The organism is Corynebacterium renale, assembly GCF_002563965.1.
GTDB classification, from domain to species: domain Bacteria; phylum Actinomycetota; class Actinomycetes; order Mycobacteriales; family Mycobacteriaceae; genus Corynebacterium; species Corynebacterium renale.
This window is the reverse complement of sequence record NZ_PDJF01000001.1, coordinates 1,506,526-1,526,407: the sequence shown is the minus strand read 5'-3', so window position 1 is coordinate 1,526,407 and position 19,882 is coordinate 1,506,526. Positions and strand designations below refer to the sequence as shown.

At 57.3% G+C, this 19,882-nt stretch carries 17 protein-coding genes; 10 read left to right on the top strand and 7 right to left on the bottom strand.

Annotated elements, in window-relative coordinates:
• The first annotated feature begins 77 nt into the window (after window positions 1-77).
• The 7 genes from ATK06_RS11510 to ATK06_RS07150 all read left to right on the top strand — a co-directional run bounded on the left by ATK06_RS11510 (window position 78) and on the right by ATK06_RS07150 (window position 7,326).
• Entirely contained in the window at window positions 78-707 is a 630-nt protein-coding gene (locus tag ATK06_RS11510; RefSeq protein WP_346190150.1) for a hypothetical protein, read from the top strand.
• Window positions 707-3,310: a DEAD/DEAH box helicase gene (locus tag ATK06_RS07170; protein WP_048379428.1), complete on the top strand. Its 2,604-nt coding sequence runs from the start codon at window positions 707-709 to the stop codon at window positions 3,308-3,310. Before ATK06_RS11510 ends, ATK06_RS07170 begins: the two co-directional genes overlap by 1 nt.
• A 203-nt stretch (window positions 3,311-3,513) precedes the next feature.
• Window positions 3,514-3,609 (top strand): PaeR7I family type II restriction endonuclease, encoded by a 96-nt coding sequence (locus ATK06_RS11450; protein ID WP_231913518.1) that lies wholly within the window; start codon window positions 3,514-3,516, stop codon window positions 3,607-3,609.
• A 178-nt stretch (window positions 3,610-3,787) separates the two neighbouring features.
• Window positions 3,788-4,345, top strand: coding sequence for a DUF4365 domain-containing protein (locus ATK06_RS07165; RefSeq protein ID WP_098389097.1), 558 nt, complete (start codon window positions 3,788-3,790; stop codon window positions 4,343-4,345).
• Window positions 4,342-5,559, top strand: a complete 1,218-nt coding sequence (locus ATK06_RS07160; protein WP_098389096.1) for a hypothetical protein — start codon at window positions 4,342-4,344, stop codon at window positions 5,557-5,559. Before ATK06_RS07165 ends, ATK06_RS07160 begins: the two co-directional genes overlap by 4 nt.
• Before the next feature lie 351 nt (window positions 5,560-5,910).
• On the top strand, window positions 5,911-6,861 hold the full coding sequence (locus ATK06_RS07155) for an Ldh family oxidoreductase (RefSeq protein ID WP_231913519.1): 951 nt from the start codon (window positions 5,911-5,913) through the stop codon (window positions 6,859-6,861).
• 15 nt (window positions 6,862-6,876) lie between these two features.
• Complete coding sequence (locus ATK06_RS07150; RefSeq protein WP_143341407.1) at window positions 6,877-7,326, top strand: hypothetical protein; 450 nt, start codon at window positions 6,877-6,879, stop codon at window positions 7,324-7,326.
• 83 nt (window positions 7,327-7,409) lie between these two features.
• Here ATK06_RS07150 and ATK06_RS07145 read toward each other — a convergent pair whose 3' ends face one another.
• From ATK06_RS07145 to ATK06_RS07135, 4 genes are all read right to left on the bottom strand, one after another.
• Window positions 7,410-7,943 (bottom strand): NUDIX hydrolase, encoded by a 534-nt coding sequence (locus ATK06_RS07145; RefSeq protein WP_048379436.1) that lies wholly within the window; start codon window positions 7,941-7,943, stop codon window positions 7,410-7,412.
• A gap of 3 nt (window positions 7,944-7,946) precedes the next feature.
• Complete coding sequence (locus tag ATK06_RS11245) at window positions 7,947-8,093, bottom strand: hypothetical protein (protein ID WP_169916269.1); 147 nt, start codon at window positions 8,091-8,093, stop codon at window positions 7,947-7,949.
• A gap of 24 nt (window positions 8,094-8,117) precedes the next feature.
• Window positions 8,118-9,560, bottom strand: coding sequence for a threonine synthase (thrC, locus tag ATK06_RS07140; protein ID WP_098389094.1), 1,443 nt, complete (start codon window positions 9,558-9,560; stop codon window positions 8,118-8,120).
• Window positions 9,561-9,670: 110 nt separating this feature from the next.
• Window positions 9,671-10,552, bottom strand: a complete 882-nt coding sequence (locus ATK06_RS07135; RefSeq protein ID WP_143341406.1) for a hypothetical protein — start codon at window positions 10,550-10,552, stop codon at window positions 9,671-9,673.
• A gap of 236 nt (window positions 10,553-10,788) precedes the next feature.
• On the opposite strand from ATK06_RS07135, the gene ATK06_RS07130 reads away from it, so the two are divergent.
• Window positions 10,789-12,105 carry an MFS transporter gene (locus ATK06_RS07130; protein ID WP_231913520.1) on the top strand — a complete coding sequence of 439 codons (1,317 nt, stop codon included), beginning with the start codon at window positions 10,789-10,791 and terminating at the stop codon, window positions 12,103-12,105.
• Window positions 12,106-12,110: 5 nt separating this feature from the next.
• On the opposite strand, the gene ATK06_RS07125 is transcribed toward ATK06_RS07130, so the two are convergent.
• The 3 genes from ATK06_RS07125 to ATK06_RS07115 are packed head-to-tail and all read right to left on the bottom strand — an operon-like array spanning window position 12,111 to window position 16,969.
• On the bottom strand, window positions 12,111-12,404 hold the full coding sequence (locus ATK06_RS07125; RefSeq protein WP_048379440.1) for a hypothetical protein: 294 nt from the start codon (window positions 12,402-12,404) through the stop codon (window positions 12,111-12,113).
• Window positions 12,405-12,424: 20 nt separating this feature from the next.
• Window positions 12,425-15,577: a bifunctional [glutamine synthetase] adenylyltransferase/[glutamine synthetase]-adenylyl-L-tyrosine phosphorylase gene (locus ATK06_RS07120; RefSeq protein ID WP_098389092.1), complete on the bottom strand. Its 3,153-nt coding sequence runs from the start codon at window positions 15,575-15,577 to the stop codon at window positions 12,425-12,427.
• A gap of 45 nt (window positions 15,578-15,622) precedes the next feature.
• Entirely contained in the window at window positions 15,623-16,969 is a 1,347-nt protein-coding gene (locus ATK06_RS07115; RefSeq protein WP_098389091.1) for a glutamine synthetase family protein, read from the bottom strand.
• A 542-nt stretch (window positions 16,970-17,511) separates the two neighbouring features.
• Between ATK06_RS07115 and ATK06_RS07110 the strand changes: the two genes are divergently transcribed.
• Together ATK06_RS07110 and ATK06_RS07105 are read left to right on the top strand one after the other, a co-directional pair.
• Entirely contained in the window at window positions 17,512-18,123 is a 612-nt protein-coding gene (locus tag ATK06_RS07110) for a hypothetical protein (protein WP_048379442.1), read from the top strand.
• Between the two features lie 119 nt (window positions 18,124-18,242).
• Window positions 18,243-19,874 carry a CYTH and CHAD domain-containing protein gene (locus ATK06_RS07105; protein ID WP_169916267.1) on the top strand — a complete coding sequence of 544 codons (1,632 nt, stop codon included), beginning with the start codon at window positions 18,243-18,245 and terminating at the stop codon, window positions 19,872-19,874.
• The last annotated feature ends 8 nt before the right edge of the window (window positions 19,875-19,882 follow it).

Sequence of the window (19,882 nt, the reverse complement as noted above, 5' to 3'; positions counted from 1 at the left end):
GGTTCTTCGTCAACGACAAACCCAACGCAACCATATTGGACTTCTTCTCCGGTTCCGGCACCACGGCGCACGCGGTAATGCGGTTGAACAAGCAGGACGGCGGTCGCAGGCGGTCCATCTCGGTGACGAACAACGAGGTCTCCGCCGACGAGCAGGTGAAACTACGCAAGCACGGGCTGCGGCCTGGCGACCCGGAGTGGGAGCAGTGGGGTATCTGCGACTACGTAACCAAGCCGCGCGTGGAAGCGGCGATTACAGGACGAACCCCCGCCGGGGACCCGATTAAGGGTGACTACAAGTTCACCGACGAGTTCCCCATGAAGGACGGGTTTAAGGCCAACGCGCGGTTCTTCACGCTGACCTACGAGCCACTGACACGAGTGCGGCACAACCGCGCATTCAAGGAAATTGCGCCGATGTTGTGGCTGCGCGCGGGCCAAACTGGCCGGATCATCGACCATATACCTAAGCGGGGTTGGGACCTCACCGACGCCTACGGTGTGATTGAGAACGTGGCTGCGTCTGTCGAGTTCGTTGCAGCGGTGCAGCAGCGCGATACGGTGCGTGTGGTGTATATCGTGACTAATGACGACCTAGTGTTTGAGTCTATGGCGCGAGAACTGGCTGACACCAGGGCCGAACTGGTTCGTCTTTACTCGACCTACCTCAACAACTTCGCTTTCCAGCAGACACGGGAGAATTACTAATGAAGTACACGCTCATGCCGTACCAGGAAACTGCGTCCGACTCCATCATGGTCCAGCTCGACAAGGCTGCGAGGTCCCGAAGCATTGGACAACAGGCCGTGTTCGCACTGTCTGCCCCAACGGGCGCGGGTAAAACCGTGATTGCGACCAGCGTGTTCGAGCGCATTTTAATTCCCAGCGACGACCGCGTGGAGGACGAAAACGCCGTCATTTTATGGTTGTCGGATAACCCTGATCTGAACGAGCAGTCGCGCTACCGTATCGAAACCGCGTCAAGCGACCTCGCCACACGCACAGTCACGTTGGATAGCAGTTTCAATCTGCCCACGTTCGAGCGCGGCTGCATTTACTTCCTCAACACGCAGAAGTTGGGCAAGGGCACCAAACTCACGGGCGGGCGCAAGGATACCCAGGACCCGCTATTTGCACGCGGCGACACCGCACAGGTGACGTTCTGGGACACGCTGCGCAACACGATTAACTCCGAGACACGCAACCTGATACTGGTCGTCGATGAAGCCCACCGTGGCGCTGGCAGACAGCGCAAGGACAAGGCCACAATTCTCGCCCGCATGATTGAGGGACACATCCCCGAGGGTCACACAGAGCCGGTGCCGCCGATTCCGACGGTGATAGGTATTTCGGCCACTCCTGGCGCGTTTAAGGAGATGGTTCAGTCTATGTCGGGTGACAGGACGGTGCTGGGTGACGTGACCGTGCCTGTGGCTGACGTGCAAGAGTCGGGCCTGATTAAAGACATTGTTGAGTTGCGTATCCCAGGTGAGGAAGGCAAGTCGTTTGACGGTGTTTTCGTCCAGGACGCGGCCCGTATCCTTGCCGAAACCACGGCCCGGTGGGACGCCTACCACGAGGAACAAGGCGGCGACGGTGAGCGCGTCGTCCCCCTGATGGTGGTGCAGATGAAAGACAAAGCCACGCCCGAGGACATGTACCAGGCTATTTCGGCTATCCGTAAGGGCTGGCCACAGATTCCACACGACTGCTTTGCCAACGTCTACGGCGAACACGACAACATCATGGCGGGCGACACGCTGGTGCCCTATATCGAACCACAGCGTGTACAGGAACGCACCGATATCCGCGTGCTGTTCGCCAAAACCGCTATCTCGACCGGCTGGGACTGCCCGCGCGCCGAGGTCATGGTTTCCTACCGCCCGGCGAGCGATGAAGCCCACATCACGCAGGTCATCGGCCGGATGGTTCGGTCCCCTCTGGCACGCCGGATTGAGGGCAACGACCTGTTGAATTCGGTGCTGTGTATCCTTCCGCAGTTCGACCGTACAGCGGCCAAGCACGTGGTGAAGAAAATCAACCAGGATAAAGAAGTTGGTTCTGGTAGTGATGGTGGGGACGTACCAGTGGGTGAGATAGTGATTGATACCGAGTCGCTTACCCCTGTTGAAAATGAGAAGGTGTGGGACGCTTTTCGCGCAATCAAGCGTATGGTTGCTCCAAAGCGCTCGGATAAGCCCATCTCCATGCTTCTTAACTTAGGTATCGAGTTGCAGCGCGACGGACTGATGGATGACGGCATGAAGCAGGCTGAGGACGAACTTATCTCCATTGTCAATGGTTACCTCACCCGCTACGAAAAGCAGGTTGCCGCCAAGCGCGAGGATATTCTAAAAATTGAAACCCAGCGCCTTGTGTTCGGCTACGCTGATCGTGACCTGGCACTGGCCGAGTCCAGCAACGACCTGTACGCCGATCGCCACGTGATTGAGGAAGCCTACCGGGCAGCAATCCCTGTGTTCACCCGCGCGCTGGCCGATATGTGGGTGAACGCGCGCACCGACGTGCTCGCGGCCGCTGACCCCGACGCGGACGAGGAAGAGTGCATCGACGAGGCCCGGCTGCAGCTGGCAGCTCTGGCCGGTGTCACGGACATCGCGCAGTCGGTATCCGACAACGCGGACGACGTGGCCCAGGACTGGTTTGCCAAATATGCCGCCGAGTTGGCCGCGTTGCCTGATTCGCGCAAGGCCGCGTACCAACCGCTGCGCGAAATGGCGATTCACCCAAGCCACGAGCCATTGACCAAGCCAGCCAACCGGTCGGTGCCACCGGGCACTGCGGATAAGGACGGCAACCTGCTCCCGTTCACCCGCTACGACGACCACCTACTTGCCGCAGACGATGGCACCGCCCCGTTCGATCTCAACGAGTGGGAAGCCCACGTTGTAGCTACCGAGGCCACGCGCAGCGGTGCGATTGCCTGGTACCGCAACCCCTCACGTGCCAGCGCGGAGGCACTGACTGCGGTGTACTACGACAGTCATGCAGAGCTGTGGCGCAATATGCAGCCGGACTTCATCTTCTTCCGTGAGGTTGGAAACGAAGTTCGTCCCTCGATTATCGACCCGCACGGTCACCACCTTGGCGACGCGCTCGACAAACTACGCGCCCTGTCCAACTACGCTGCGCAGTTTGGCGACCAGTTCGTCCAGATTCTCGCGGTGTCTGGCAATGACGTGGACTCGCTGCGGTCGGTGGACTTGAAGAACAAGAACACCCGCGAGGTGATTGAAAAGGCCGAGACCGCTGCCGAGGTCTACGAGCGGGAAGGCCAACCGTACAAGTAGTGCGCGGGAAAACCGGCAGGGGTCCGCCGGGAACGGGTTTAGAACCAACGTCACAGCGGGCGCCCGCTCGGTTCCGTAAACGCTCCTCCAGTGGGTGCATTCGCACCACTAACCTGCGATTATTTGTATAACTACTAGGAAAAGGTGAAGCCCTCGACTTTCGGGGGTTAGTTCACCTTTAGGCATACCCAATTCTCCGCGGTATGCAGTATATTGACCGCTACCAGATTTTCTTCGAGCGTATGGTGGCCGAGTCCGACTACGACGCGGCAGCCTTCATCACCTCCCTAGTCTGGTAAAGCGAGTGTTCCGAGCCATCGCTGCGACTGTTAGTGGCGAATCACGAAGCGACTATCATGGCGAAACTTGCCTGCATTAGGACGCTACCCGACGACGTTTTCGATATACCGACTGTGTTAACACCTTTTTCACTCGAACTCTGGCTAAACCCGTAGAAACTCACTAAAATTTCCGAACATGACTGCATTGCAGGTTAAACCTGGGTCCGAGGAAGTGTGGAGACGCGGTCGCCCCACCCGTTATGCAGAGCTCAAAGAAGAGTTCCAGGCTGGCGTTATCTGCGCTATCGCGGGAGCCGCAGGGTGCGTTGCAAAAAACGAGAGAATCGACTCCGGCATTGACATCACTGTCACCCACGAGATACAGGGCGTTCGTGATCGGAGAACGATTAACCTGCAACTCAAATGCACCGAAAAAGGCAGCGTCAATGACAGGTTCGTCAAAGTAAAAGTATCCAAGCAACGCTACGACGAATACCGTTTCGTGGGCAAGAACGAGCCGCTAATCCTTGTCGCCCAACTCGTTCACCCGGAAATGGCCGAATGGGTCAGCCATGAGGAGGCGCTCACCCAACTCAAAGCCCGCAACTATTGGATCAACCTCACTGGCGCGGTTCCGTCCAATGCGGCTAACGGCGGTGACGTTACCGTCAATATTCCGACAAGTAACGTTTTCGACGACGCTGCACTCGTAGAGCTTTTTGCCCTATACCGCCTAGGGAAGCTTGCACTATGAATAACTTACCCCTGAGCATTAAAGCCCTCGAACTGACGTTGACCGAGCTAGCCTGGATTAAGCAAAAAAACAGCAACAATCCGCGTATGTCGCTGTGGGTCCCCTCCCCCACAGCGAAGCTCGAACCAACGGTTATTCGGGAAGAAGCTGGCGTTTTCCTTCCCCACAATCCCGAGGCACCTGACTTCCTGCGAATTATCCATCGGGCGCTAACCGAGTTGGCGGACCTCAGCGCCGTTAATGTGGTCGAAGAATTTGCGACCTCCCAGCTTCGCATTCAACGCTCCCTCGATAAGTTCGTCGTGTCGACTGACGGACCGGCGGTACGAAATGGTGTCGTCGACTGGCGTATGGGAACACGCCTTTTGAAAGGATTAGGAGAAGTACTGAAATCCGGTGCCCGAGTCAGCCAAGATCCCAAACGTTGGTATCAGAGGTCTAACCACGTTATTGCCGACAACTACCTTGACTCATGTCTCATGGGCCAAACAGAAGTAGGAAGTTACGTTGTCAAAGCCTTCGTTCCTGCGAATGTAGCCTTGTCTATGAGCAACAGCGCGAAGATGAAGAAAAACTCCCAGGTGTCGTCCCGCGAAGTCACTGAGACGGTGTTTGCTTCTGTACAAGCAACAAAGGACGTTCTCGAAGAATTCCGTAAGGACAAAAACCCAGATGCTTTCGGATGGGCGGTAACCCAGGGAGTGTCCGTCGAAATGCTATCGGCTTTCCAAGATCTAATTGGCCAGGACGACACAGAAATCTCGGTCGAATTTATTGAAACCGGAGCTGACGAACCGTCCCTCGAGCCGTACCGCGGAGCGGTTGTTCTCCAACCAACATTAATCGAGGCCGTGGAAGTCGGCATTGCAACACTAAAGGCTGCTCCGCAGCCCACCAAAATGGTTGTTGCAGGGGAGGTTATTGGACTAATGCGCAAGTGGGATGCACCGGATTCACGACGGATCAAGATGCGAGGTGCGGGACGAGATCGCAGGACGCGCGTATTTACCGTCCACCTCAACGCATCAGACTACGACAAGGCGTTGGAAGCGCACGGTCGTGGCGTGCTTCTTGAGGTCAGTGGTGTCGCTGAGAAAGCAGAGTTTCTTGAAGTCGAGAGTGTTCGAGTAACCAACGCACAAGTCAGTAGGGAAAGCAAAACAGAGTCACGAAGCGGTTCCCCAGAGCAACTAGACCTCCTACAACGCCGCTGAGTTGCCAGCGGTATCAAGAAAGGCTCACGGCCTGCCATCGTGGTTTACGGCAGACCGTGTGCGGGCCACGCAATCAAAGGGTCTCTTTCTCGCAACCATCACATTCGGGAGAGCCACCGGTTAGGTACATCACTACCTTTATCCAGGACGCGTTACGTGCAGCAGAGAATCTCGAAATCGAGCTTGTTCTCAATGTTTTCGACGCATATCAGTATTGAAACATACATGACCGGCCTAGCTGCCCGCCACACTCATCCACCTCAGCCCTCCGCTGCCCATCAATCTGCAACCGGCACTGCTACTCTGGTTCGCATTAACGTAAAGCAACCGGAAGGATCCGTCTTGGTACGTGTGCCTATAACCACAGCATCGAACGCTTTCTACGCTGCCCTGACCGCCCACGGGATGAGTCCGGAGCAGGCGAAGTCTTCGGCTGCATTCTTTCTGGACGCTGAACGTTTTGGTAAGACGAGTCACGGCGCATTCCACATGTTGGATTACCTGAAAGCCATGGATGAAGGCCGAATCAATCCAACTCCACACCCCACTATTCATGCTCACGGGGCGGTTATCCGCGTGGATGCAGACCACGGCCTGTCCCAGTTTGCTTTCCACCAAGCTTTAGACACCGTACTGGGCACCGCACGCGATCAGGGCCTTGCCGTGTGCGCCATTTCGAACACGTACACCACCGGCGAGTTGGGCTGGTATCCCCGTGAACTTTCGCGCCACGGCATGATTAGCCTCACGACTACTAACTCGCCTGCGCTTATTGCCTTGGGTAAAGATGGCCGGCGCAGCGTCGGAACTAACCCAATCGCCTTTGGCATCCCCGGCGAACTCAACATTGACCAAGCTATGAGTAACACTGCGTACGTCTCCGTGCGCCAACGTGCTTCCCGCGGCCAAGATCTTCCTGAGGGTTGGGCGGTCGACAAGAATGGCAAGCCCACGACATCTTCGGATGCCGCCGTCGAGGGCGCCCTCCTACCGTTTGGCGGGCAGCGTGGCGGCAATATTGCTCTCATCGCGGAAATGCTGGCAATGCTCGCCGGAGGTGTTTCGTCGACTGAAGCGTCCACGTCTCCGAACGGTTCGCCGTCTGTGGGACTTTTCAGCCTCGTTCTCAACCCTGGGGCTTTTGGGGAGGGGGTCGTCGATAAGCTGTCTGCTCAACTGGGGCTGCTTCACGACGACTTCGAGGTCTACATCCCCGGGCGCGACCGAATGCACGCGCCACTTCCCGACCAGATCGAAATTGATGATGCTGTGTGGGAACAAGTATTTCAGGCTGGCAAGTAACGTACACTTGTGGACATGGCCCCAACGAGTCCCGCTTTAGACAAGTACAGTACTGCAGACGCCCACATGGTGGACCACCACATCGTGGAATTCGGCTCCCCTTTCGACGCTGAACCGCTGACCTATCTGATCTGCATGGTGCTCGGCGTGATCCTTATTCTCGCGGGCGTGGGGGTTGTGTTGAATTACGCAGCTAGAGGTAAGGATCCGAAGGCGTTCCAGCCGATCCTGTCCACCGTTCTGCTGCTCGGTGGTTCGGTACTGGCGGTGGCCAAACTCATCGCAGCACCGTTTGTTGTTGGTGGGATTATGAACGATTCAGAACTGTACGGCTACGTGGTGCGTTACTACTTCCACGCCTTCGGTGCACTGGCATGGACAGCGGTGGCGATTGCTGTGATCGGTGTCGGTATATGGATTGCGCACCTTCTCAACCGCCCTCGTGGGGCCCGAGTCTCGGCGTAAACACCCAGAAACAGCAGTGCCCGTACACCGTGCAGGTGTACGGGCACTTTAGCGTAAGTAGCCGCGTCCCGCTCGGGGTGTGCTTAATCGCGTGGGCGTTTATGGAAGCCCATGCGTGGCTTGAAACCGGCCGGGTGGCGCAGCTGAGCGACAGCGTCAGCACAGACGAGTCGGAATCGTGGCTGCATCGGCGGGAGCTGCGCGACTTCAAACCAACCGACCTCGGTGGATTCGTCGTCGCCAACAACCGCGTCGGCGTTGCCGGTCACGGAAAGCCGGTACGCGGTGTCCACGTAACTGCTAACGTCGCCGTTAGAGTACTCAACCGGCCCCACTGCCCCGACTCCCAGGAGAGCCTCTACTGTGGCTTCGACGCGGGTCTCTTCGAACACTTCCCGAACGGCGGCATCGTGTGGCTGTTCGTCTGGGTCAACGATCCCGGTGACGGGAGTCCACTGGCCGTCGTCCGCTCGCTTAACCAGAAGTACTTTCGGAGTCTCCCATGCCGGGGCGCCCTCGGGTACGTCGCGTACCACGACAGCGGTCACGCCAGGCAGCCACAGTTGATCGTGACCGATCTTTTCGCGCAACTTCAGGATGAACTCGGGTGTCGCCATAACTTAGGCCTCGTCGCCTGCGGATTCTGCGGAGTCCGTATCGGTTTTCTCGGCGTCCTTCTGAGCAGCCTGTTGCTTAATCTGGCGGGCAAAAGCTTCCGGATCGAACTCGGTCGAGTAGTCCATTGGGGCGAATCGTTCTTGTGCCATTCTTCCTCCTCGTTGTGGGCGTTTTTATACTTCAGTTGCTGCGATGGAATCGGTGATGAACTGCTTCACGGTGTCAGCATCGTTGGGCAGATCTGTGACGTGACGGTCTGCTTCCATGATGCTGCGGAAACGCTCTGGCGTCTCAGGTTGCTGACCTGTGGCTTCCTCAATGGTGCCAGCAAACTTCACAGGCAGTGCGGTTTCCAAGCACACGATGGGACCCTCGATGTGTTCGCGCCATCCGCGTGCCACGTGTACGCCATCGGCGGTATGCGGGTCGAGCATCACACCCAAACGCTCGAAGCAGTCGCGGATAGTTGCCAGACGATCAGCATGGGTGGAACTTCCGGAGGCAAAGCCGTAAGCGGTGGCAATGTGTGCGAAGGATGGGTCGTCGGCGAGCGAGAATCCACCCTGTTTTACATCCTTGCCAAAGAGCTTTGCGACGCGCTCCGCATCCCGATCCAAAAGGTCAAAAATGAAGCGCTCGAAATTAGAGGCGCGCGAAATATCCATGGACGGGCTGGAGGTCTCTGCGGTTTCCGCAGAGCTGCGCGGGCGGTATTCCCCGGTGCGGAAGAATTCGTCGAGGACGTCGTTTTCGTTGGTAGCGACGATGAGCCGGTCGATGGGAAGTCCCATCTGGCGGGCGATGTGGCCTGCACAAATATCGCCAAAGTTGCCGGTGGGGACGCTAAAGCTCACCTTTTGATCGTTGCTTTCAGTCACCCGAATCCAAGAGGAGACGTAGTACACGATCTGGGCCATGAGACGCGCCCAGTTAATAGAGTTCACAGCTCCGATGCTGTTGTTCTTCTTAAAGTCTGCATCGGCGGACACTGCCTTGACTACGTCCTGGCAATCATCGAAAACGCCGTCGAGGGCGATGTTGAAAATGTTCGGGTCATCAAGCCCGAACATCTGGGCCTGCTGGAAAGGTGTCATGCGCCCTCGTGGGGTAAGCATGAACACGCGGATTCCGTCTCGTCCACGCATGGCGTATTCCGCGGCGGAACCGGTATCGCCGGAAGTTGCGCCCAGAATGTTAAGTACCTCGCCGCGACGCTTCAGTTCGTATTCGAAAAGCTCGCCCAAAAGCTGCATCGCCATGTCTTTGAATGCAGCCGTAGGCCCTTCAGACAGGTGGCCAATAAACAGGCCGTCGTCAAGCGCGGTAACTGGAACGATGTCTGGGTGCGCAAACTTGTCGGTGGTATAAGCGCGCGCTGTGATAGCGCGCAGATCTTCGACAGGGATGTCGTCGACAAAAAGCGCGAGTACCTCGGCTGCTAAAGCTGGGTAGCCATCTTTATCCAAGACGTCACGGAAGTGGTTAAGCCTGTCCTCGTCCAGGCGTGGGTATTCCTCAGGCATGTAGAGGCCACCGTCGGGAGCGAGACCGCCAAGGAGAATATCGGTAAAGGAGGCTGGGGTACGGGAAGCATCACGCGTAGAAATGTATTTCACGTGCCCTACCTTACTGTACGGCCCAGACAACCGAATATGTCCAGGCCACATAGGGGCACCCCCGGGGCACGCACTCGCGCGTGCCCCGGGGGCGTAAACGTCGTGGCGGTTTAAGCGCCCTGCGGTTTCGACTTGCCCGGGATGGTCAGGAAGTACTGGCCACCCTTGATCTTGCATTGAATGCCACGGGAGTCCTCGGACTCATCACTCTTGCTCTTGGTTCCTGGGCCAACTTTGCATACCCAGTTTTCACGCTCGACGCGCCCGTCGGCAGCCGCGGAGTCCCCTACTGCGTCGTAGCTGTCGATGACTTTGCGGGCGTCGTCGCAGTTGAGGCCATCGGCGATGGCGACGATAGACCACCCCACGGCGTTGGACGGAGCACTGGCAAGCGCGCACGATGCGCCGGTGTCAACGGGGTCGGAGTTGAATCCGCCGGAACCGTGCCACGTGTCCGATTCGAAGGTGCGGTCGTTGAAAGTAAAGGAGTGGCTTCCGTTGTCTACTGTGAGTTCGGCCTCGGCTGGGCGCGTGACGGTGACACCTGCGAGTTCCACGGTTGCGCCGACTTCCAGCTCCGGGAGATTTTCGGGAATCGTTTCAGCAAGTGTCACGGGCCTAAACCCGAATTCGCCTGGCCACACAGCAGTGCCGTCCTGTGGCCCGCGGAAGTTCGGGTGCTCCGCATTGACCTCTGTTGGTGGGAGTGCGTAGTCCAGTTCGCAGAAAACGCGCTCTGGCGATTCCACCACGCACCGAGCATCCGACGTGGCGAACCCGAACCCTGTGCCGTCGGAAAGCGCGAGTTCCTCAGCAGTGGCGGCGGTGCGGACTGCGCTTGTCGACGTCGCTTCGGTGGTCGTTGCGCTTGCCGTGGAAGTGCTCGTGGAGCTCGTTGTTTCCTGGGTGGTTGCGGGTTCCTCTGAGCAAGCCGTGAGCGCCCCCAGGGCGAGTACACCGGCTGCAGCTACTGCGCCGATTCGGGTGACCAAGCAGCGGCTTCGAGGGGGGTCTACGAGGGATGTGTGCACTTTCTAAAACTCCTCATCACACGTGGAATTCGCTTCGCTTCTTTCACCGTACTAGATATGGTTATTCCTTCTACTTTTGGCTAGTTATCTGGTATTTCCGCCCCTAGTCTCTGGAGACAGCGTAAGGTCATATCAATTGGGCGTGTTTGGCACCCTGCCTCAGTTGGTTGTGCCGAGCAGGTCTACCCTATGAATACGTGAATGCTGATCCGCGAGAAAAAGTAACTAGCCACGCCCTGATTGTCTGGAGTGCTGCGGTCTGCGTCTATATCGCCGCGATCTTCTCACGTACGTCCCTCGGCGTGGCGGGCGTCGAAGCTATGGATCGATTTTCCATCGACGCCTCACGGATCGCAGTGTTTACCGCCGTGCAGGTCGGTGTGTATGCACTTGCACAGATTCCGGCGGGCATCCTCATCGACCGTCGTGGACCACGCTTCATGCTGTGCGCTGGTGCCCTGATTATGGGAATCGGGCAAGTTATCGTCGCAGTGACCACGTCGTTCGGGGTCGCAGTGGCTGCCCGAGTATTGATTGGTGCTGGCGACGCTACAACGTTTCTGTCCGTGATGCGCCTGCTGCCCCTCTGGTTCCCGCCAAAGAAGGCACCGGTGTTCTCCCAAATGTCAGGTGCCTTAGGCCAGATTGGCCAGTTCCTATCTGCGGTTCCCTTCATCGCCTTGCTGCATCATCAGGGGTGGACGCGTTCGTTCTTACTACTGGGGTCGTCGCTATTCTTCGTCGCGTTGGCTGCGATTTTCTTAGTCCGCGATAAGCCAGCCATAGTTGAGCAAGAATTGCAGGAAGCCCGCTCCGAGGACCCTACTGATGGTGTTCGACGCATCCCGCTGGGACGCTCCCTGTCGTTAGTTATTTCGAATCCCGCTAGCTGGTTAGGATTTTTCATCCACTCGACGATGATGACCCAAAACCTGCTCACCTTATTGTGGGGCGTTCCGCTGGTGACCCTAGGAATGGGTGGCTCATCGGCTCAAGCGGGGTTGATGCTCACTCTCAATACTGTGGTCATCATTATTTCAAGCCCCCTGCACGGGGTTTTATCCAGTCGATTGGGTAATAAGCGTGCGTGGTGGATTCTTTTCGGCATGTTAGGCATAACCGCTGCATGGATTATTTTCTTCCTGCCTGCAACCCCACGTTCCATTGGCGCAATCATGGTGGTCAACACCTTACAAGCAGCGATTACGCCGATGAGCAGCTTTGCTTTCGACTTCGTCCGCGAAAACACCGACACAGCAGTCATGGCTACTGGCACCGGTGTGGCCAACATGGGCGGATTCGTTTTCACGATGCTAGGAGCCCAAGTCATGGGCATCGCGATGGATCATTCTGCGGTGGGCGGAAACTACACCTGGTTAGACTTCCGCCACGGCTGGTTGCTTGCACTGTGCTTGTGGATAATCAGCTTCGCAGGTTTTATCCTTTTCTGGATTTGGTGCCGCCGACGTGGCGGTTCCGGGGTTCGTGTTATCAACCAGGAACCCCCGCGTTAGCCGCTCTAGCGGGGTGGTTCCTGCTTTCCGGTGAGGATGTCGATCACAGAACGGATAGCTTGCTCCCCAACAACACCCGGGATACGGAATTCCGAGGTCGGTGTGGGGTCGGTGCCCTTGTGGGACGTGCTGGACTTCGGCAGTGCTTCTTGCACACTGTGGGTGTGCAGGTGCACGACACTTCCATCAAGGCTTAAACGCGCGCCGGATTGGACGCCAGCATTTTCTGCGGTAGCGACAAACTGTTGCAGATCGCGCAGAGTCGCATCGTTGAGGTCAAGAGATAGCTTTAATTCCATGGCACCTAGTGTAGGAAGTTTTAGGGACGGGTGTCGTACTCCGTTTCTCCCCAGAAAACCTTATCCACGACCTTGCGGGCCCGGCGCGTGATTTTGAGGTAATGCTCTAGGAACTCCTGATACTCTTCGGGCGCCCATCCGGATGCCGCCGCGACGAGCGCTAAAGCGGGCCCGGGGCTGGGGAGCTGATCGGTACGTTTTCCGCGTACAAGGACCAGTGCGTTGCGGGCGTGCGTCGCGGTCAACCAGGCGTCGAGAAGCGTTTGAGCCTCACTCGGCGCAATTATTTCCTCATCGCGAATAACGTGCAGTGCCTCTACCGTTGATGGTGTCCGCAGGTTGGGGTGCGTGTGGCCATGCATCATCGTGAGTAGCTGCACGGTCCATTCAATGTCTGTCAGCCCGCCGCGGCCGAGTTTGGTGTGGGTGTTGCGGTCAGCTCCGCGAGGTAAACGTTCGTTATCCACCCGGGCTTTCATGCGGCGCACTTCGGTTACGTCGTGGTCGCTTGCCCCACCCTCGGTGTAGCGAATGGGATCGATGGCCTCAATAAACTGTTGGCCAAGCTCCTCGCTCCCCGCGATGGCGTGCGCACGCAAGAGGGCTTGCTTTTCCCAGGGCTCACCCCATTGCGTGTAGTAACGCACATATGAAGCAACGGTGCGCACCATAGCCCCGCTTCGACCTTCAGGACGCAGTCCTACGTCAACTTCCAATGGCGGGTCCTGGGAAGGCCGCGACAGGCGCGAACGCATACTATCCACCACTTCGGTGGCCCACACTAGGGCTGCATGTGTGTCCTCTTCCGAAGGATTTTCTACCGTAGGTTCAGCAACAAACATCACGTCGGCATCTGAGCCGTAACCCAATTCAAAACCACCGAGGCGCCCCATACCGATGACCGCTATGTGCGCGGGTGCAACACCGCCTTCGGGAGTGCGGGCATCGTATTCTGCCATAAGCGCAGCGTGCAAGACAGCAGCCCATACTGTGGACAACCCAAGGCAGACTTGCGTAACTTCACGCATCCCGAGGAGGTCAGCAGACGCGATGCGAGCCAGTTCAGCGCGACGCAGCCCACGTGCAACTGCGATCGCTTTATCGGGGTCACGGTGCCGCCGCGCGGAATTGACCAAGGCATGGCCGACCAGTTTGCTCGATGTTTCCAACAGTTTAGGTCCTTGAGCGCCGTCACCCAACTGCTTCACGACGTCCGGCGCCGCAATAATGAGACCTGACGCATAGGGAGAAGTACCCAAAATGTGCATCAGCCTCTGCCCTGCTACTCCCTCGTCGCGCAGGAGGCGAAGAAACCACGATTCTTCGTACGCCGCCTCGGAAAGCTTGCGGTAGTTGAGCAGACCCGCGTCAGGATCTGCAGTATTTCCCAGCCAGTTCATCAGCGTAGGCAGAAGCATCGCCTGGATCTTGGCCTTACGCGAGGTTCCTGCAGCGAGTGCGTGAAGATGTTGCACCGCACGCGCCGGGTGCTTGTAACCCAGTGCTGCCAACTGTGTCTCCATGGACTCACTAGACAAGCCTGTCGCGGTGGTGTCCAGGCTCGCGACAGTCTTGAGCAGCGGGCGGTAGAACAGGCTGGAATGCAACTCCGACACGTGCAGCTGGACCCGCCGGATTGTTTCACGTAACTGTTGTACGTCAGTGCGCGATTTCTGGGCAGTGAATCCGCAGGCCGCTGCCAGCCATTCCCACGCTTGCCTATCTTCTTGCTCCGGCAGCATGTGGGTGCGCCGTAGTCGCTGCAGTTGAAGCCGGTGTTCAACAAGGCGCAAGAACTCGTAGGCATTACTTAGTGCAGCGCCATCTTCACGGCCGACGTAGCCCCCACTGATAAGAGCATCGAGAGCCTCCAAAGTTGCGGGCGTGCGCAGGACCTCATCAGTGCTGCCGTGCACCAGTTGCAGGAGTTGGATGGCGAATTCAATGTCACGCAGTCCCCCTTTCCCGAGCTTGAGTTCACGCTGACGGTCACGTTCGGGCACATTCGCAAGGACTCGGCGACGCATGGCTTGTACATCTTCCACGAAGGAAGGTCGGCGTCGTGCATTCCACACCATCGGGTTCAGCGCCTGGTAATACTCCTGCCCAAGCGGCAGGTGTCCAGTCATGGGGCGGGCTTTGAGCAAGGCTTGGAACTCCCAGGTGTGCGCCCATTTTTTGTAGTAAGCCACATGAGACTCCACAGTGCGTACGAGCGCACCAGATTTGCCTTCCGGGCGTAAATTGGCGTCCACTTCGAAGAAGGCCCGGGTTGCCACTCGGGAGAATTCAGCTGCGATGCGCGTGATGGTGGGGCTTGCATCGGTACCAACGAAGATGACGTCGACGTCGGAGATGTAGTTCAGTTCTTGGGCGCCACATTTCCCCATGGCGATGATGGCGAGAGCGTCGTCGAGAAGCGGTAGCTCCGGTTGCCCATCCTCACCTGCCCGGGTGGGAAGGACGTTTGTGATGGCGACTGCCAGCGCTGCGGTGAGGGCCGCGTCAGCAGCATGTGAAAGCAACGCGGTGATCGTGCGAATCCCAACAGCGTTACCACCTTGATGGCGCTTCGTTTCGGGGAATGTGCCTGCGAGGTCGTAGGCCGCGATACGCATGATGAGCGTGGTGTAGCGTTCCTTGACAGCACGTATAGCTTCCGGCCCAGAGATCCCGGCGCGATACGTCCCCGCGGTGTCGAGGCGTTCTGTTGCAGTGTCTGCGGCATCGAGTCCAGGATCGCTGAATGCGGCCGGGCGCGCTTGAATACAGGCCAGCATCTCATGCATGAGCTCTGCTGCGGTGGGCAAAGGTAAGTCCAATTCCCGCCAGCTGTGCGGGTGTGCGGCTAAGAAGTCTCCGAGCGCGCGTGATCCGCCGCATAGAGCGAGGAATCGGATGCGCAGTGCTACGTCGCCATGCACGGCCGTGTTGAGTTCGTCCCATCCGTCTGGTTCTTGTTCGTCCCAGGTGGTTAGCGATTCGTGCAGGCGACGGACAACGTTGAGCGCTTGGTCAGGATTGCTCGTATTAGACAGTGCCCATAGGACGTCGATGGAGTCAGGGGTGTCCCACCCGATTGTGCCCAGATCTTCAGCAGCGCGTGGGTCGTGGAGCCCTAAGACCGCAGGTGAAGGCACAGTAGAGCGTGCGGGGTGTGCGGCACCAAACATGGTGGGTTTCCTTCAGATCAGGCGCATCGGGGCCAGTGGACGGGTTTAGAACTTGAGCGTGCTTTCAATCTCCCATGGGGTGATCTGTTGCTGGTATTCGCGCCATTGGCTCCATTTTGCACGGAGGAAGTACTCGTAGACATGCTCGCCCAAGATATCGGCGATTAGTTCCGATTCTTCTAAGTGGTGTAGTGCGGCATCTAAGCTATTAGGGAGGTCAACATAGCCGAGCGCACGACGTTCCCGCCGCGTCAGTGCGGAAATGTTATCCTCAGCTGGCTCGGGAAGTTCGTAGCCTTCTTGGATGCCCTTTAGTCCTGCACCAAGTAGAACTGCGTAGGTCAGATATGGGTTGCATCCAGTGTCAATGCTGCGCACTTCAATGCGACGCGACTCCTCTTTGTGCAGCCGGTAGATGGGGACGCGGACCATCGCAGAGCGATTTGAAACACCCCACGTCGCCGCAGTCGGAGCTTCATCACCGAATGCAATGCGCTTGTACGAGTTGACCCACTGGTTCGTGACAGCGGAAAGTTCAGGTGCATGGCGCAGGATGCCCGCTACAAACTGGCGCCCAGTTTCTGACAATGCAATTTCGTCATCTGGGTCGTGGAATGCATTTACCCCACCCTCGAACAAGGAAATGTGCGAGTGCATGCCTGAGCCCATGTAGTGACGGAGTGGCTTGGGCATAAAACTAGCTAGCACGTTGTTTGCGGACGCTACCTGTTTAATCACGTAGCGGAAGGTCATGACGTTGTCTGCCATAGTCAGGGCATCGGCGTGCCGGAGATCAATCTCCTGCTGGCCCGGCGCGGTCTCATGATGGCTGAATTCGGTGGCAATACCCATCTGCTCAAGGGCGCGCATCGCTTGACGACGGAACTTGGGTACCGCGTTGCGCGTGGATTGATCAAAGTATCCGCCGTTGTCGGTGGGCACTGGCTCAATTCCGGTGGCCCCATCCTTCACAGAATCAAAGAGGTAGAACTCAATTTCCGGCGAAATCATGCAAGTAAAACCTTGTTCTGCGGCCTTGTTCACCTGGCGGCGCAGCACGTGGCGGGGATCAGCCCAGGAAGGTTGGCCGTCCGGCATCGAGATGTCACAGAACATGCGTGCCGTACGCATAGTGGGATCATCCTCATCAAAAGGCATAATCTGGAAAGTGGACGGATCCGGGAGTGCAATTGTGTCCGCCTCAGACAGCCGGGCAAAACCTTCGATCGAGGAGCCATCGACCCCCACACCTTCTTCGAAAGCGCTCTCTAGCTCCGATGGAGACATCATGATGGCCTTAAGCGAACCTAGGATGTCAGTAAACCACAAGCGCACAAAGCGGACGTCATGTTCCTCCACGCTGCGAAGGACAAACTCGTGTTGGCTGTTCATGGATTTACTGTAACAGAGGTAGCTGGAGGGCTTAGAGGAGTTTTACCCTGCTGGAGGGCTGTATTTACGTGGGAAGCACCCCTGGAACTCCCTGCGTACGCGTGTTCAAAGTTCATGGTTTCTAGGTATACACCACAAGCAAGACACCGTCTAGAGTATGTGTTCGAACACTAAAATCTCGCACCTCATCCCCACAATGTCGGGGGTGGCAATGCATTTTAAGAAAAAACTACGACCACCTGCGAAGTTAGAAATTCTTTTCGAACACATGGGGGTGGTAAATCTGCGACGTATCTGAGGTTCTTGGTCGAATACTTGCCATGCCCACGTTCACTGCACGCCAATATTCAACAGACTGCACACCAGATTTTTCTATCATCGACAAAGCAATAAATGCCGCACTACACGGGTGGTTGCCCACAGATCTTGCGACACACCGTTTCACCCTATCCCCTGCCATAGTCCAACAGACTGCTCAAAGACTGTATGACTTTGGGCATACCCATATCGCTCAACTATGGGAAAGTGAGATCCCATCGCTCATGGCGAACCAGCCCGCTTTCGATCCCCGAGAGTTTCCCGAGCGTTGGCTGATCCTCCCTGGAGTCCACGCCCTACAACCTCATACTGAGCCGATTCTTCCCGACTCTCTGCACTGCACGGTTGATGATTTTGAAGGTCTTTACGCTCTCTACGGCTTGCTCCTAGGCTCACGAAACGTAGGCCCAGGGCCAGTCGTCGTAGAGCGTCTGCGCATACCAGAATTCTTGGCCTACCCCGAGGAACAGTGGGATGCTGTCGCGGGTGAATTCGCCGCATGTTTCCAGGTGTGCCTTGTCAACCTGCCAGCTCCCGGGATAGCTGCGCTTGTGGGCACCTCCGAGGATTGTCTCTTTACGCGAATGCTTCTGGCTGCAGCCGGCCCCGTCATCGCCGACCTCACGGATTACGCACAGTTCGTTGACCACGGTGAAGGAGAAGAGACAGCGCCCCCACAGCCACTAGATTATGCGCGCATGTTCGTAGCCTTGCTTGCCGAAGGCGTCTTATCCCTCATTGAAACCCTGCCGGAGATCGCTGAAGATATCGCCACACGGTCACAGCGCGCCGCTCACCATGCTGAGGAAGTCTTTCCAACCCTGCAGACTTCTTAGAGCCCGGGGTATGGTTAGCACACAAGCAACAGCGCTTACCAGCATCGCGGGGTGTGCCCCGACAAGTGGCACAATAGAGCAATCGACACATGAAAATAAAAGGCCGAAAGGACAGTTCAGTGACGCCTACTACGTCAGTAGAAGTGGAAACGAAGTTTGCCGTCCAGGATTCAACAGTGGTCCCTGACCTGACCCGCATTTCGGGCGTTGCATCGGTCGCTTCGACGGAAAAGTTTTCCCTCCACGCGGTCTACTTCGATACCGCCGATTTACGTTTGACGCGCGCCAAAATTACTCTTCGCCGCCGGACTGGCGGCAAGGACGAAGGCTGGCACATCAAACTTCCTGACACTGGAGCAGGCCGCCAAGAAATCGCAGTTGATCTCAACGAAGATGACTACACTTCGCCCGACCAACCGTTTACCGTGCCAAAAGAATTACTAGGCGAAGTCCAAGCCATTATTAGAACAGAGCCACTCAAACCAATCGCCACAATTGATAACACCCGACGAGAATCTGTCCTCACCTCCGACGACGGCACCCCACTGGCTTTCTTCTGTGACGACCGCGTCACAGCCAAGGCGCTTATCGAGGGCGGGCGCAAGAAATCGTGGCGGGAGTGGGAACTCGAATTAGCCCCAGGGCTGGCCGGTACTCACCGAGGCGACCGGGTATTAGACACCTCCGAAGAAATCCTCCTTGCCGCTGGGGCCACCACATCAGCGCTCCCCTCCAAACTCTTGGTAGCTTTGGGCACAGCCGTTGACACCGCTCCAGAACCAGCATTGCCATTGGAATGGCGCCCAGTAGAACGCTCCGACGAAGCATTCGCGATCCTGTTGCAGCAACTACGGGACCGCCGCGATGCCATCATCTCCGCTGACGCACAAGCCCGCGCTGGCGAGCTCGACGCGCTGAAACTTATCGTCGAAAACTCGAAAGATTTGCGCTTCCTCTTTTCCATGCTGCGCGATCTCTTCGCCCACGATGCATGGGATGACCGCCTTGACAACATCCCAAGCCTGCGTGCCCAACTTAAAGCACTGAACAATGCGTGTCAGAAAGCAGTCGCAGCAGACCTAGAGCACACCCTGCTGCACGAAATTGTGCTCGGTAACCCCACGGGGCTGATCGACAGTTTTGCCGCCAACCGCCTCAAAGACGGCGCCCTCATCCGTCGCGACCGCGAAACTCGCCGCGCTCACGTAGCGCTGACATCAACCCAATACCTAGATTTGCTCGACGACATCGACGCTTTCCTAGCAGACCCTCCAGTGCCGTCCCGTTCTGAGCGTCGCAAAGCTGTGGCGATTGCGGTACGCGCAGTAAAGCGAAGCTGGCGCGATCTTTCGAGTCTCATCGAAAGCGTCACCGAAGACATGGACAACACCGGTCTTACACCAAACGAATTGCAGCACGCGGTCAACCAGCTGCGTAAAGCTTCGCAACGGCTATACATGTCCGCAAACATTGCCGACGCCGTCACTCCCTACAAGGCACGCCGACTGACCAAACAAACCCGCAAGCTGTTGCACGAAGTTGAACAAGCGCAGGCTTACGTCGATTCATGCAACACAGTCTTGCAGCGCGCACGCCAGGCTAACCGCCACCGGGAAGATACCTTCTCCTACGGCATGGTCTACGAAACCTGCCGGCACGCGGCAATTTATCTACTCACCGGCGCAGAAGAACGCGCCCAAGAAGTGGCCGCCGCCTACAAACGTTTCACCAAGTCAGTCCGGAAATCTTAAGCGTCTTA

Excerpts from the sequence above, each read along its gene's own strand:
- ATK06_RS07110 (WP_048379442.1), top strand. The coding sequence starts at position 17,512 with ATGGCGAACCAGCCCGCTTTCGATCCCCGAGAGTTTCCCGAGCGTTGG.
- ATK06_RS07160 (WP_098389096.1), top strand. The coding sequence starts at position 4,342 with ATGAATAACTTACCCCTGAGCATTAAAGCCCTCGAACTGACGTTGACC.
- ATK06_RS11510 (WP_346190150.1), top strand. The coding sequence starts at position 78 with ATGCGGTTGAACAAGCAGGACGGCGGTCGCAGGCGGTCCATCTCGGTG.
- ATK06_RS11245 (WP_169916269.1), bottom strand. The coding sequence starts at position 8,093 with ATGGCACAAGAACGATTCGCCCCAATGGACTACTCGACCGAGTTCGAT.
- ATK06_RS07115 (WP_098389091.1), bottom strand. The coding sequence starts at position 16,969 with ATGAACAGCCAACACGAGTTTGTCCTTCGCAGCGTGGAGGAACATGAC.
- ATK06_RS07120 (WP_098389092.1), bottom strand. The coding sequence starts at position 15,577 with ATGTTTGGTGCCGCACACCCCGCACGCTCTACTGTGCCTTCACCTGCG.
- ATK06_RS07145 (WP_048379436.1), bottom strand. The coding sequence starts at position 7,943 with ATGGCGACACCCGAGTTCATCCTGAAGTTGCGCGAAAAGATCGGTCAC.
- ATK06_RS07165 (WP_098389097.1), top strand. The coding sequence starts at position 3,788 with ATGACTGCATTGCAGGTTAAACCTGGGTCCGAGGAAGTGTGGAGACGC.
- ATK06_RS07170 (WP_048379428.1), top strand. The coding sequence starts at position 707 with ATGAAGTACACGCTCATGCCGTACCAGGAAACTGCGTCCGACTCCATC.
- ATK06_RS07125 (WP_048379440.1), bottom strand. The coding sequence starts at position 12,404 with ATGGAATTAAAGCTATCTCTTGACCTCAACGATGCGACTCTGCGCGAT.
- ATK06_RS07150 (WP_143341407.1), top strand. The coding sequence starts at position 6,877 with ATGGCCCCAACGAGTCCCGCTTTAGACAAGTACAGTACTGCAGACGCC.
- ATK06_RS11450 (WP_231913518.1), top strand. The coding sequence starts at position 3,514 with ATGCAGTATATTGACCGCTACCAGATTTTCTTCGAGCGTATGGTGGCC.